Below are 14,671 nucleotides of genomic sequence, written 5' to 3'. Positions count from 1 at the left end.
CGCCTAAAAATAAAACAGGCGAGGTAATCTCACCTGTTATCATTTATAAATTGCCCTGAATGTCGTTATTCAAACATAAATGTTTTCGTTCGAGAATGAACGTTTAAAACGATGCCGATTGCCATGAGGTATGTGAGTGTTGAACTCCCACCATAGCTGAGAAATGGCAACGGTAATCCTGTAATTGGTAACAGCTGAATAGACATCCCAATGTTTTGGAATATTTGATAGGCAAACATTCCGATAAACCCAGTAACGAGATAACTGCCGTAGCTTTCGTTACTTAAAATGGCGACGTGAATCATCCGGTAAATTAAAAGGAAAAACAAGATGATGACAAAGCTTGCTCCGATAAAACCGAATTGTTCGGCGATCGCAGTAAAGATCATATCGGTATGTTTTTCAGGAACATAAACCTCCATCGTACTAAGCCCTTTGCCTCCGAGTTGCCCGGATCCGATCGCAAGCATAGCGAGCACAAGCTGATAACCGGAATCAGGATATTGCTCGGGATATATCCAACCATAAAACCGACTTTTAATATGGTTAAAGACACCTTCCTCAAGAAATTCCGATATAGGACCTGGTATAAAAATCCATACCGCAACCGCAATGCCAATCAATACAAGTACCACCCCTAATATGCCAAACATAACCCGCCATCGAATTCCTGAGACAAGGAGCATAGCACCCGTGATACTTGCAAGCACAAGCATGCCACCTAAATCTGGCTGTACTGCAATTAAGGCCATTGGTGGGAGGGACACGAGCATGATTTTGGCAAATAACCAAAGATCAGTTTTAGTCGTTTGGTTGACATATTTCTTGTTATGACTGAACATAAGATGTGCGATAATTAATACATGGACAATTTTATATAATTCGGCGGGCTGTATCGTCCCCATACCTGGTAGAATAAACCAACTGACAGCATTGTTGGCCTCGTGTATAATGCCAGCAGGAAAGCGAAAAAACAGCATAAGCAATGACGTCATACCGATACCATACAAAACCCAGGTCACTTGTCGAAAACGATCATAGTCAATAAGCATTAATATAAAGATGAGGATACTGCCTATGATGTACCATTGCCCTTGTTTAAGTAAAAAGTTTTGGTTGTCATATTTTGCTGGGAGATATGGATCAATTGTATATAAAGCGAATAAACTTGTTAAACCAAGTAGAACGACAATTAAAATCAATGTATAATCTATATTTGTGTTTTGGTTTTTCATGGATTTGACCTTGCTTTCTATATAATTGCTTACATGTATTCTAACATACATGTGAAAAAGCATTTAGCATGAATGAAAAAAACATTATAATTTGATTCATTAACTAGTGTACATGAAAAAGGCGAAAACGAGAAGTATCTATTTATAGGGTTGAAAAACGAATCATGATTAACTTCTAACCTTAGCTGGGTAATTTAGCTTTAAGTACGGATGGATTTTCGAGTGAAGGACGTGGGAAAATGGAAAAAGACATGCGATATCAATCTAATAAGGCATCACTGGAGACGTCTTTAAATATAGACAATATGACTCAATTCCGTGACCATTTTCTCCATAGGCATCCCTATGATCAAGCCACGTTTTTTATGGAACAGGATCAAGCAAAACGGATGCAATTATATGGGTATTTGTCACCTGAGGAAATGGCCGAAATGATGGAAAATATTGAACGGGAAAATACCGAGACATTTTTTATTGAAATGGATCCACAATTTGCCGCAATGGTCCTCGGTAAAATGAGTGCGGACGATGCCGTTGATATTTTAAATGAATTGGAAAAAGACCAGGTCGTTAGCTTTCTGACCCTGATGGATAAGGGTCCAGCAGATGAAATTAAACAGCTTCTGCATTACGAAGAAAAAACAGCTGGAAGTATTATGACAACAGAATTTGTTGCGTTATTTAAAACAAAGACGAAAGACGACGTCATGAAGCAGCTTAAGCGTGAGGCACCTGAAGCTGAAACAATTTATTATTTATACGTATTGGATGAGTATAATCGGCTTGTAGGCGTTACCTCTCTGAGAGATCTCATTATAGCAGATGATACGGAAAAGATTGAAAATGTTATGAGTGAGAATGTCGTATCGGTATCGGTTGCGACCGACCAGGAAGATATCGCGCAAATGATGCGTGATTATGACTTTCTTGCGCTACCTGTTGTTGATTTTCAAAATCATCTTCTTGGTATTATAACGGTTGATGATATTCTTGATGTTATGGATGAAGAAGCAAGTGATGACTATTCAAAGCTTGCTGCTGTTTCTGATACAGATAGTCGAACCGATAATCCTTTTTCGGCTGCGAAAAAAAGATTACCTTGGCTCATTATTCTTTTATTTCTTGGGATGTTTACGGCAAGTTTAATTGGAATGTTTGAGGAGACAATTGCCCGTGTCGCATTACTTGCCGCTTTTATACCAGTCATTGCTGGTATGGCAGGGAATACTGGAACTCAAGCTCTTGCTGTCGCTGTAAGAGGTATAGCAACTGGGGACTATGGCCGGGAAGGTAGGATGAAGCTGCTTGCGCGAGAAGCAGGAACGGGAGCAATTATTGGACTTGTGTGTGGAGTCACTATTTTTGTTGTCATTGTTTTATGGCAGCATAATTTATTTTTTGGAATACTTGTTGGCATTGCGATTATGATGACGTTATTTGTTGCGACAATATCTGGCTCAATTATTCCAATTCTTATGGATAAGTTAAACATTGACCCGGCTGTTGCCTCAGGACCATTTATTACGACGATTAATGACCTTCTATCAATTATCATCTATTTTGGCTTGGCTACGTTGTTTATGAATTTTTTATAGTTTATACGTCATCATCCTTGGGCACACCGTGATTGACTGACTCATATACTGTGGTGAATGAAATGCTAGAAAAGGAGCGAATCACCATGGCCAAAAAGCGGTATGCCAAATCCCCGTTGCTTTACGTTGAACAGCCTGGCATTGAGAAACCACAGGCACGTATGCAGCATCAATATCAATCGCCTAAAAAAAAGCGTGATGATCAAAATGCGCACAAAACAGATACGCAAGCTGCATATAGACCTAAAAAAAGCAAATCAAGCTGGAAGCAGCAAAAGTCTGTTCCTTTAGAGGCGGAAGAAGAACAGGCGTTAGAGAAGGTAGACAATTCTGTGGAACAGAGTGAGTCAACCGAAGACGAAGACAAGACATTTAAAGAAATGACGATTGAAGAAAAGGTCGGTTATTTAACCAATCGATCTCCCTATGCCCCAACATTAAGATGTCTCGTTAAGACAGATGAGCGCACATATCGGGGGATCATGGTGAAATTGGAGGACGACACTGTATTTATGCGTGTCGGTCGTAGAACATCTACGACACAAATCCAAATGGAAGCGATACAAGATATCCAGTTACTTGGATTACTCTAATTCAATGTAAATAAAAAGCACCAGTGAAAAGCACACATGCGGTCTTTTCACTGGTGTATTTTTGTGAAATGAGAATGACGTTAGCTTATAATACTTTTACTAAAATGCTGAGATGGCAGGTAGGCACGTAACGTGGCAGAAGCAATTTAGGTCAACTGTTATACAAATGCCTGTTGACTGAAGGTGACCTGTGAACTGTGACACAGGGCATTCTGGCTTTTCATCTGGATCGTGCGGGTCACGTAACAATTCAAGTACCGCACAGCAATCGTTGTCAACTCTTTTAACTCTGAAGTAGAAGCTGCCCACGATGTCACGAATATCATCAGGATCTGCACCAAACCCTAAGAATGGTTTACATCCATCCTTGCAGTATAATAGAACCGGTACAGTGTCCAATCCATTTCCGCGATCACCTTCACCTAATAAATCATTAATTGATTGCTCACAACTTGTTTCACAACAATTCTCCACGATATCCTGTTGCGCATCTGCAATCTCCTTTAGAATATCACATACGCAATTTCCAGTATCATGCACTTTTCCACAACCCATACATGATGACTCCTTTCTATTGTTTATTTCTAGAGCTTTCTTTAACAGACTATGTAAATGACGCATGTTGGTGTGGGCAGGCGTGCAGTTTATAAATGTCTTTTTTAGGGAAAAGGATAAATAGATGGGCGATTGTCCATACCATATATATACCTAGGACATATACTATCTCCGAAACCATATGATAAAGGAGAGACGTTAAATGTCTGACGATAAAAAAGTAATTCATGTGAAAGATCTTGTCATTAAAGCAGAAAATGTGCATATTGAGCCGACTAGAAAGCGCCATCGAGATCCGTTTTTCCGCCGACCACAAGGCGTAGAAGCTGCTGAAGAATCATCTGAGAGAGATTATTCTAGAGAAGATGACGAAAGCTCTGACCGTGATCATCGTAAACCTTTTTCCTGGCTGTAATACCATTATTGCTGAAATGAGGTGTATTAGATGGGATATATCTTACCAGTTTCGCAGTATCAATATGGACAGTATCATACGCGTGATTTAAAAAAGCGTAATCGGCCGTTTTATGTAGAACGGACGTATAAAGCGGCACTTGAATCTGCTTACGAAGATGCAAAGGATAAGGATACTGAAGAAAACAGCACGCCATCCTTAACAGCTCACCGTAGAGATGAACAGCAAACACAAGGTGTTGATATGATGGTGATGAATGGTTGCAATGGTTTAGCATATCAGCACCCATCTATGACACGAATAGCCGATTATAAGAGTCTGACGCAACAGGTCCACTCCAATCGATATCGAAACAGTGCAGTCACTGATGCGAATAAGATCGGCCATTCATACAATCTGCAAATTTAACTCACTCTAATATACCTCAGACACAATCATCCCCTTACACAAATGAAGCATAACGTGTAAGGGGAAAAGATGATGGTATGTGTTTGATTCGTTTAATCTTTTTGACGTTTGGATTTTTTCGTGAATCCTTGAACAAGTAACGTGTTACCATCTGAGTACTCACAGTAAAACACATCCTCGATATGATCGAACCCTTGGCTTTTGAGTTCGGTCATTAGCCACTGTTCTGTAAGGCCAGCTTCCTCTAAATTATCTTCCAGTAGCTCGCCGTCTTCAATTAATGAAAAGGGTAAATAGACCGTTTGTGGAGCAATGTTTAAGTCTTTTTTATTTGGTGTTTGATAGGCGGATTTTTTGAGAACTGAGAGCTTACCGTCTGTTTCAAGAACACCATATTCAACCTCTTGTATAGAGAAGACGTCTTTCTCTCTTAACAGCTGCTGAATCTCTTCGAAGGTCAATTTATTTTTTTTCATTTCTTCTCTAATCAGTTCACCGTGATGAATCATGAGAGAGGGCTTCCCATCTAAAAAATAACGCGTACCTTGGAATTTTTGGGTGATAAATTCGACAGCGTATAACAATAATCCCCATAAAATAATTACGAACCCGATCTCTGGAATGCCAGCTTTATCATCGAATAACGCATTACCAACAAGCTCGCCAATAACGACGGCCGAAATAAAATCAAACGGCGTTAGCTGGGATAATTGGGTTTTACCTAATATTTTTGTCAAAACGAAGAGGGCTATAAACCCAAAAATCATATCCGCTGCCATTTGTCCGTATTCTTGCAACATGATGATACCCCTTGTATAGTATATTTAGACTTCATATGAAGCCTATTTATTCAAAGTTATTGGCAATTTGTGAAATAGACGCACATTCTGAGTTACCTGCACTGAAAGGTAACGGGATTATAGCTGAATGTATGTTAGGGTTGATATATTGAACCTTAATAACTTCATAAATGTTTATTTTTAGCTTGACCAAAACAACAAAGATCATGCAAGTATAATTTCAATTGGGACTGGTACAAAACTGATAACAAAATAAAAAAACTAGGGCTTATTTGGTGAAATGACATCTTTAGCATTTCACACAAGCGCCTAGTTTTTTATAATTGTTTAATCATTGTTACGTGCGGTATACCTGCATCAATAAATGGTTCAGAGACTGTTTTATAACCGAGATGTTTATAAAATTGCTCAGCATGAGTTTGGGCGTTTAGCTTTGCTTGAGGAATGCCATGTTCAGCGATGACACGTTCCATTGCTTCAATTACTTGCTTGCCATATGACTGCCCACGTGCTTCCTTTAAAACAGCAATTCGCTCTAACTTTCCGTACTCATCGAACAGTCGGAGACGGCTAGCAGCAACCGGTGCTTCATGAACATAGCCGACAAAATGAATGGCTGTATCATCAAAAGCATCCATTTCAATCTCCACTGGTACATGCTGTTCTTCTATAAAAACGATTTCCCTTATTTTAAATGCTGCTGCTTTTTCTTTTGGTGTGTGTGCCCTTCGAATCTCCATTAAGCCTCGCTTCCAAACTGAAACGTTTCATATACAGTCCACGTACCGTTTTCAAGTTGATAAAGGAGATGAAACCGATCTACAACATCTTCATAAGCGATATGCTTCATTCCTAAGCTCCCATAAACATCAGAATATTCATCTTCACCTAGTTTTTGTGCTACCGTAATATGGGGAACGAATTGGTATTTAACATTTTGTGGAAAGGGTTCTTCATGCATTTTCTGATGGAGATCTTCTAATTGCTTTATTGGATCGACCTTCATATAAACGGTATTTGTAACAGGTGCAAACGTACTCACTTTGTTAATGTGAATTTTAAAAGGTGCGGTTTTGGATGCAATGCGATCAAGCTCAGGTATAAGTGCTTCAATCGTGTCATCATCTGCTGAGAATTTTTCTTTAAGGGTAATGTGTGGCGTAATGAGAGCATAATGTGGGTCGTAGCGTTTCCTCAAAGCATTTGCATCATCTTGGATGGTTTTAGATGGAAAGATAGCGATTCCGTAATTTGTCATAAGCTTTACCTCCTATAATAAATTAAAGGGCCGTCCAATATAGATCATTGAACAATAATTGAAGCCTTACTTCACTTATAATTTATAGTATACCAAAAAATATTAGATATTGGGTGATTTAGCAATAGTGTTAACATTTTATTTTCCCGCATGTAAGCTTAGTCAAACATATTTGTTAAAATTTCCGGGAGCTGTTTTTGCCAATAGGTCCATGTGTGATCTGCTCCAGTTTGTTCTTTGTATATATAAGAAGCGTTTTTTGCTTTAAGCAGCTCTGATAGCTTTTGATTTGGCGTCAGAAAATCCATATGTCCATCTTTTGTTGTAGAGACGTTTGTTTCCTCCGTCCCAATTGAATGATAGATATCAATTGAGTGCAGGTTTTTAGCGGTATTAACGGCTTCTATGACAGTATCATTAACAAGCGGTGATTGCATGATGATTTTACCGAACGTGTGTGGATATTTCAGCGCCGCCATCAGTGCCATTGTTCCACCAAGAGAGTCGCCCATTAAAGCACGTGATTGTCCCATGTGGTACGTCGGTAGAGATTCGTCTAGTAACGGTACGACTTCATGGACGAGAAATTTGATATAGGCCTCGTGCTGCTCGCCATTAGGATGATATTTTTTCAACCGATCATAGCGATCTTTATAATGAATACCGATAAAAATGGTGTTTGTAATGCTGTAGTCTGCATGCAATTGATCACTTAATGTTGCAATTCGACCTAACTGAAAATAGTCATCACCATCTTGCATAATACATAAATGATATTTGTAAAGCTGGGAAAATGTTTCTGGTTGGTAAATTTTCAATGTCATTTGTTCATTTAAATAGACACTATCTATATGCTTTTCCTGCATTAAACCTCTTCTTGCCACACGCGTCACTCCATTGTTCAAAATAATGTGTTGATTCTGCTTCATACTACTATTTTATCGTAGAAATCGCAATTTTTAAGATGGTGATTATCGAGTGAACGTCCCCAAAAAGCCAATTAATGATGACCGGCTATGGGGACGTTATTGCACCATTTCTATTGAGCGGCTTGTTTAAGCTGCCCTTTATATAAGTCGTAGTAATGGCCGCCATTAGCAATTAATCTGTCATGATTCCCTTTTTCAACGATGTGTCCGTCTTCAAGCATGATAATTGTATCCGCTTCTTGAATCGTATTCAGTCGATGAGCAATTACGAAGCTCGTTCTTCCGTTCATAAGCCGTTTAAGTGCATCCTGAATTTTGACTTCAGTAATGGTATCGATATTACTTGTCGCTTCATCGAGTATTAAAATTGCTGGCTTGGCTAGGATGGCCCGAGCAATTGTAAGTAATTGCTTTTGTCCTTGACTAATACCACTCCCGTCCTGGTCAAGCATTGTGTCATACCCCTTTGGTAGTTTGGTAATGAAATCATGTGCATTAGCGTCTTTGGCTGCCAGGATGACGTCTTCGTCTGTTGCATCAAGTCGACCGTAGCGGATGTTGTCCTTAATGGTTCCGCGAAAGAGATAGGCATCTTGTAAGACGAATGCCATATGCGAACGCAGACTAGAACGTTTAATCTCTTTAATATCAATGCCGTCTAGTGTAATTAGACCTGTATCATAATTATAAAAACGAGCGATTAAGTTGATGATTGTTGTTTTGCCTGCTCCCGTATGACCAACAAACGCAATCGTATCACCTGGTTTCGCCTCAAACGTCACATCGTTTAAAATCGGCGTATCTTCATACGCAAAATCAACTTGATCAAAGCGGATATGCCCGTTCGTTGATGGTAACGTGCGAGCTGTCTTTTCATCGGTTTCTTCCTGTTCCTCGTCAAGAACATTGAACACACGCTCTGCACCAGCAATTGCCGAGAGGAGGATGTTAAATTGATTGGATAGTTCATTCAGTGGTCGGGTAAACTGTCGTGCATATTCGGTAAAAATAACGATTACACCAACTGTAATGACCTGTTCGATCGCGAGGATACCTCCTGCAAGTGCTATAAGGGCAAAGCTAAGGAAGTTTAAAACGTTCATTACTTTAGGAATAAATCCGGTAAACGTCATCGCCCAAAAATACGTATGCTGCAGCTTCGTGTTACGTGCTTTAAATGCTTCAATGACCCGTGCTTCTTGGGAATAGGTTTTAACGACATGCTGCCCTGACACTGTTTCCTCAACGTAGCCGTTTAAGTCGCCAAGATCACGCTGTTGTTTTTTGTATAGCGGTCCCGTACGACGTGTAATCCACCGCATAGCGATGAACATGAGTGGAATGATCGTCATCGTAATAAGCGTTAGAAGCGGGCTTAAATAAAGCATGACAGATACAGTCCCGATTAATGTTAATACACTGGAAAACACCTGTATGACCGACTGGTTCAGTGTATTGTTAACGTTATCGATGTCATTTGTAACACGACTCATCAGTTCACCAGACTGTCGTTTGTCAAAATAAGAAATTGGCAGTCGATGAAACTGCTCAAACAAATTTTTACGTAACGTATAAACGGTTTTTTGAGCAATGCCGACCATCCAATAATTTTGGAGAAACACGGATAATGAATGTCCAAAGTAAATAATGATTAACCAAACGAGTAACATTCCAAGCCCAGATATTTGTTTTTGTTCGATATACTTATCGACGCCAACTCCGACCATGAAAGGACCGAGGAGGCTAAGCGCTGAGCTTATGATAACCATTAAAATAACGAGTGTGAGCTGGACTTTTTCTCTAGCTAAATACGACCAAATACGTTTAATCGTTCCCCAAGCGTTTTTGGCTTTATCTCGCTTGTCTTGACGTATATGCTCGAGTGGGATTTTGTCATATTGAAACGGCTCTTTTAATCGATTAAGTGCCATAGACATGCTCCTTTCCAAACTGCGAGGCCACTATTAGGCGATACAGCTCAGATTGATCCAATAAGGCATCATGTGTACCATGGGCTAGAATTTGACCTTGATCCATTAATAAGATGCGATCCGCTTTAATAGCGGTTGCTATTTTTTGCGTAATAATAAGTGTTGTACAATCGTACGTATGAAGCGCCTCAAGAAGTCGCGCTTCTGTAGCAAGGTCAAGTGCACTAGTACTATCATCTAACATTAAAATCTTAGGCTGGCGTATTAAAGCTCGTGCAATCGAAATACGTTGTTTTTGACCACCAGACAAGTTAACCCCTTTTTGACCGACCCGAGTTTGATAGCCTTCAGAAAGTCCAGCAATGAGCTCATGAATTTGGGCATCACGTGCCGCTTGCTCGACATCTTCCTGTGTGGCATGTTCCTTCCCCCAGGCAATATTATCAAAAATCGACCCACTAAATAAAAGCGGATTTTGCGGGACGTATCCGATGCTCCGTCTTAATCCAGATAATGTGAACGATTCAATTGGTTCATCATCGAAGAGAATATTTCCTGTTTCAGCATCGTATAGTCGTGGGAGTAGTTGAAAAAGCGATGTTTTCCCAGACCCGGTTGAGCCGATGATTGCCAGCTTCTCTTTTGGTTCCACAGAAAAGGTGACGTGATCCAATACATAGTTATCTGTATTGGGATACATAAAAGAGACATTTTTAAAGCTGATGGCGCCATTTTTGATTGCAGCAGGCATCTGTGTTTCTTCTTCATCAATTGGGTTGACCTCGACAGTCAGAACATCACTGAGTCGCTCTGAGGATGCTTTCATACGTGAAAATGCCAGTATGATAAACGTAAACATCGAGATGGCCATTGCAACACGCAAGGCATAATTCACAATGGCGACGACATCACCAACATTCGTTGTTCCAGCAAGTGTCTGCTTGTTGCCGTACCAAAGAATAAATACGAGGCTAAGATTCATTACAAACAGCAATATTGGCATCGACGCTTCAACAAATCGAAATGCCTTTCGCGTTGAAAGCGCTAGATCCGTATTCGCTTCAATAAAACGGTTTTGTTCATGATCGCGTCGGAGAAACGCCTTCACAAGACGCATGCCACTTAAATTTTCTTGCATAACACGATTAACAGAGTCGACATGTTTTTGGACGTTATTAAATAAGCGAGACGCCTTTTTAAGGACCCATAATATAAAGGCAATTAATAAAGGAACGGTTACGAGAAAAATCAACGCAAGTCTCGCATTTACGATAAACGCCATAACAACGCCACCGATAACGAGCAGTGGTGCCTTAACCATTATCCGAAGTCCCATGAAGACCGTATTTTGAATTTGCCGAATATCATTCGTGAAACGTGTCATTAAGCTAGAAGTGGGATAAAGCGATAAGAGTCGGAATGAAAAGGATTGGATTTTTTTAAATAGGGCTTCCCGAATATCATAAGCGAAGTGGGAGCTCGTATGGGATGCGAAGAATGAATTCAGTACCCCAGCCACAAAAGTGAATATGCTGAGACCGATCATAATGGAACCCCACATGATGATATGATCAATATTTTCTTTGACGACCCCATCATTAATCATTTTCCCAAGAAAGAATGGCAGCAACAGTTCAGCGACTAATTCAAGCACTGTTAATGTATAAGCAACAATAATAAATAATTTGTATGGTTTCAAAAATGAAAAAACTTTCTTCACACAGTCACCTCCATGATGAACATATATATTGTATCATTATAGAGTTTTTGAATCTCTTTTTCCATTCATGAATCCTCGCAAAGAAATGCGTACGTCTTCATTTTTTTATTCAAACACTTTTAATCAGCGAACATAATTTACTGTGTTGCGCATATCATTCACTTGTGCGTTCTTTAAAAGAAACAAAAACCAGTAAATCTAAGTAAAACATCAATATTTGGAGCAAATAAGGCTATTTTGTTCTTTATAATGAAAAATAGGCGGAATTTGCCGTTTTTTATAACGAACAAAATATTTTATACTCTAGGTAGTGTTCTTTATTAAGAATAAAAGTGTTTTAAAAAGAACGAACGCTTTAGCAATCAACAGTACATAAGGGAGGTTGAACAACGGCATAAATCTTATACCAATCAAGGATTGTAGACCAATTTATTGCATGCGTCATGAGGGACGTACAAACGAGTTGCTCATTTAAACGCTTTGAAAGAAGCGTTGAGCATGGTGTTAACAGGAGAGGAGGGAAAGGATGAAGCTCAAAGTCATTTATATTATGGCGGTGACACTATTAATCTTTCAACTATTTACGATGAATTTAGGATTAATAGCCGAGTCTAAAACTGAGCAAAAAGGACCGATCGATGTCACGTTTGTTGAACAACATGATGGCGTCATTAAGTGGGAAATAGATGCGACAGATATGCCGCAGGATGATACCAAAGCGATGACGATTATGTTTGGTGTTGGTCAAACGCACGGTGATATATCCGTTAATACTGCGACAGTAATAGAAAGTGGATATGTCATTGATGATTTCTCGACCGACCACGCTGGTGTAGTAGAGATAGCTACAACCATCACAAATCCTGAACAAACGGCTTTTGAACTTACCGTAGAGGTTGATCAAGGAGAGGTTTTGTTAACCGCAGCGGCTGAGGCTGTCATTGAACAGCAAGATCCACCAGTCGAGCAAGAAGAGCCATCATCTGAATCTGAAACAGAAGAAGAGCCTTCAGAGGAAGGTTCAGACGACACGACAACGGATGAAGAAGAAACGACTGAACGAGATGATCAAACAAATGACGAACAGGGCACTGAGGATGGTGCCAATAGTGAAGACGATCAGGCATCAGCTATTGAAATGCCAGCATTTACAGCGACAAAAACGCCTAAAGCACTGCCTGGTGTCATGAGCGGAAGCAACTGGCCAGACCCGGGCTCGTTGAAGCTCGACAAACAAGCAGCAGAAACAGCGGATTATGGTGAATGGGAAGTCGAACTTACACTAGAAGGTAAGAACCTAAAGACGAGTTCAGACATTGTCATTGTTTTTGACCGATCAGGTAGTATGGCAGGCTCTAAGCTGCAAAAAGCCAAAACAGCCGCCAAACAGTTCGTAGACAATTTGTTAATTCCAGATTCAACAACACGCATTGCCCTCGTGCCGTTTAACCGGACACATGGCACGGTGACCGACTTTAAAGGCTATCAAAATAAATCAACGTTAAAAAATGCCATTGATGGTATTACAGCCACTGGAGGCACGAACATTCAAGCAGGCATTCATCAGGCGGATGCGCTTCTTAATGGAAGTACAGCTGATCAAAAAACAATAGTGCTGTTAAGTGATGGATCGCCGACGTATAGCTTTAAAGCAGGTAGTGCGACATCACATTCATGGCCAGGGAATAAGTATGATTTCCTGTTATCAAATTTTGACTATGGAAACGAACTTGGAAATGGGAGTGACTACGATTATCCGACTGGTTTTTTAGGTTTTTTTGATGAGAGGTATACGGTGGATGGTTTCAGAGTTACTACAAATGGAATTCCCACTCTTTCAGAAGCGCACCACATCATGAATGCCGGCATTGGCATGTATTCAATCGGTCTTGGAGTTGGCAATAATTCTGACGCTTCATATGTACTGGAAAACAGTCAAAACAAAGGGTATTACGAAGGCGGAGAAGATGACTTAACTCCGATATTTGAAGACATTGCTGCCGCACTTAATTATCCAGCGACAAATGCCGTCGTGACAGATCCGTTAGGTGATATGTTTAATCTCGTTGCAGATGGCGGTTACGGGGGAACCAATTATGACGTCTCGCATGGAAGTGTGTCATGGGATGCGGCTTCAGAGACGTTTACGTGGGACATAGGCGACATTAAAGAGGGAGACGTCTATTCTCTCAAATATAAAGTGGTCATTGATTGCTTTAAGGATCCGGAAGGTCAAGTGATGTATCCGACAAACAAAACGACACCACTGAATTATACCGACTTTAACGGGGATGCAGCGACGAGACAGTTTCCAATTCCAGAGGTTGGGCTTGACACTGGTAAAATCACGAAAAAAGGCTATCGAGTTAATGTAGATGGCGATCCGATTGACAGCAATGGAGACGTCGTCTCAAGTCCAGACCAGGCCGAACAATTGTATACAGAGCTCTATGGTGATGACTTATCGTTTAATGAGACATATGACGTGACAGCGAACGTCGTACCAGATTTTACATTAACAGTTGGCGACAATCCAACCCCAGTTGAACTCACTTCAGGGAACGCATGTGTCGCTGTATGGTTCGGTTACGCACGAACGGATGAACTCGTCGCTGGAGATGTGACGGCAACATATGTGGATGAGGATGGGAATGTCATCGCAGACGAGGACGTGTACTCAGGCCAGATAGGCGATTCATACACAACGGAACAAAAACAAATTCCGGGATATGAATTCAAAGAGATGGATCCGAATAGTGCACCTGCTTCTGGAACATTTCAACTAGAGGAACAAACGGTAATTTACGTTTACACGAAGAAGCTTGGTTCTGTCACGATTCAGAAGGTTGATGAAAACGGAGATGCGCTTCAAGGAGCGGAGTTTGTTTTATCTGATGGCAATGGAAATGACGTTGCGACTGCCATTTCGGATGAAACTGGCACGATCGTCTTTGATGAGCTTGAATGGGGAACGTACACAATCAGAGAAACGAAAGCGCCAGACGGCTATCGTTTACTTTTAGAAGAGATCACTGTTGAAATAACACCAGAAGCGTTGCACATTTCAAAAGAAGTTGAAAATACGTTGCAAGAATGGGAGATTCCAAAGACAGGCGGAATCGGAACACTAGGATTTTATAGTGTCGGAATTTTAATAATGGCTGCAGCAATATGGTTTGCCATCCGACGGCGTAAGGCTTAATTTACGACCTTAAAATAGGAGGGAATATGA

Annotated in this window: 13 protein-coding genes; 5 read left to right on the top strand and 8 right to left on the bottom strand. The window is 40.4% G+C overall.

Features of this window, described 5'->3' with window-relative positions; all coding sequences use genetic code 11:
* Positions 1-65: 65 nt before the first annotated feature.
* Positions 66-1,235, bottom strand: a complete 1,170-nt coding sequence (locus tag HPC67_RS02845; protein WP_217585913.1) for an FtsW/RodA/SpoVE family cell cycle protein — start codon at positions 1,233-1,235, stop codon at positions 66-68.
* 239 nt (positions 1,236-1,474) lie between these two features.
* Between HPC67_RS02845 and mgtE the strand changes: the two genes are divergently transcribed.
* Together mgtE and HPC67_RS02835 are read left to right on the top strand one after the other, a co-directional pair.
* Complete coding sequence (gene mgtE / locus HPC67_RS02840) at positions 1,475-2,830, top strand: magnesium transporter (RefSeq protein ID WP_217585912.1); 1,356 nt, start codon at positions 1,475-1,477, stop codon at positions 2,828-2,830.
* 86 nt (positions 2,831-2,916) lie between these two features.
* Positions 2,917-3,423: a CotO family spore coat protein gene (locus HPC67_RS02835; RefSeq protein ID WP_217585911.1), complete on the top strand. Its 507-nt coding sequence runs from the start codon at positions 2,917-2,919 to the stop codon at positions 3,421-3,423.
* A gap of 99 nt (positions 3,424-3,522) precedes the next feature.
* Here HPC67_RS02835 and HPC67_RS02830 read toward each other — a convergent pair whose 3' ends face one another.
* Positions 3,523-3,978: a CotY/CotZ family spore coat protein gene (locus tag HPC67_RS02830; protein WP_217585910.1), complete on the bottom strand. Its 456-nt coding sequence runs from the start codon at positions 3,976-3,978 to the stop codon at positions 3,523-3,525.
* Between the two features lie 202 nt (positions 3,979-4,180).
* On the opposite strand from HPC67_RS02830, the gene HPC67_RS02825 reads away from it, so the two are divergent.
* Positions 4,181-4,393: a hypothetical protein gene (locus HPC67_RS02825; RefSeq protein WP_217585909.1), complete on the top strand. Its 213-nt coding sequence runs from the start codon at positions 4,181-4,183 to the stop codon at positions 4,391-4,393.
* A 30-nt stretch (positions 4,394-4,423) separates the two neighbouring features.
* Positions 4,424-4,801 (top strand): hypothetical protein, encoded by a 378-nt coding sequence (locus HPC67_RS02820; RefSeq protein WP_217585908.1) that lies wholly within the window; start codon positions 4,424-4,426, stop codon positions 4,799-4,801.
* Positions 4,802-4,893: 92 nt separating this feature from the next.
* On the opposite strand, the gene HPC67_RS02815 is transcribed toward HPC67_RS02820, so the two are convergent.
* The 6 genes from HPC67_RS02815 to HPC67_RS02790 all read right to left on the bottom strand — a co-directional run bounded on the left by HPC67_RS02815 (position 4,894) and on the right by HPC67_RS02790 (position 11,439).
* Positions 4,894-5,601 carry a DUF421 domain-containing protein gene (locus HPC67_RS02815; protein WP_217585907.1) on the bottom strand — a complete coding sequence of 236 codons (708 nt, stop codon included), beginning with the start codon at positions 5,599-5,601 and terminating at the stop codon, positions 4,894-4,896.
* Positions 5,602-5,918: 317 nt separating this feature from the next.
* Positions 5,919-6,341: a GNAT family N-acetyltransferase gene (locus HPC67_RS02810; protein WP_217585906.1), complete on the bottom strand. Its 423-nt coding sequence runs from the start codon at positions 6,339-6,341 to the stop codon at positions 5,919-5,921.
* Entirely contained in the window at positions 6,341-6,859 is a 519-nt protein-coding gene (locus HPC67_RS02805) for a YjcG family protein (RefSeq protein ID WP_217585905.1), read from the bottom strand. Before HPC67_RS02805 ends, HPC67_RS02810 begins: the two co-directional genes overlap by 1 nt.
* 158 nt (positions 6,860-7,017) lie before the next feature.
* The gene (locus HPC67_RS02800) at positions 7,018-7,743 is read right to left on the bottom strand and encodes an alpha/beta hydrolase (RefSeq protein ID WP_217585904.1); all 726 of its coding nucleotides are present in this window, start codon (positions 7,741-7,743) and stop codon (positions 7,018-7,020) included.
* A gap of 155 nt (positions 7,744-7,898) precedes the next feature.
* Positions 7,899-9,719: an ABC transporter ATP-binding protein gene (locus HPC67_RS02795; protein ID WP_217585903.1), complete on the bottom strand. Its 1,821-nt coding sequence runs from the start codon at positions 9,717-9,719 to the stop codon at positions 7,899-7,901.
* Positions 9,709-11,439, bottom strand: coding sequence for an ABC transporter ATP-binding protein (locus HPC67_RS02790; RefSeq protein WP_217585902.1), 1,731 nt, complete (start codon positions 11,437-11,439; stop codon positions 9,709-9,711). Before HPC67_RS02790 ends, HPC67_RS02795 begins: the two co-directional genes overlap by 11 nt.
* 526 nt (positions 11,440-11,965) lie before the next feature.
* Between HPC67_RS02790 and HPC67_RS02785 the strand changes: the two genes are divergently transcribed.
* A complete protein-coding gene (locus HPC67_RS02785) occupies positions 11,966-14,641 on the top strand; it encodes a SpaA isopeptide-forming pilin-related protein (protein ID WP_217585901.1) in 2,676 nt (891 codons plus the stop codon).
* Positions 14,642-14,671: the final 30 nt, after the last annotated feature.

The organism is Lentibacillus saliphilus, assembly GCF_019093865.1.
GTDB classification, from domain to species: Bacteria; Bacillota; Bacilli; order Bacillales; family Amphibacillaceae; genus Lentibacillus_B; species Lentibacillus_B saliphilus.
Note: the sequence above shows the minus strand (reverse complement) of the source record. Positions and strands in the feature narration are given on the sequence as shown.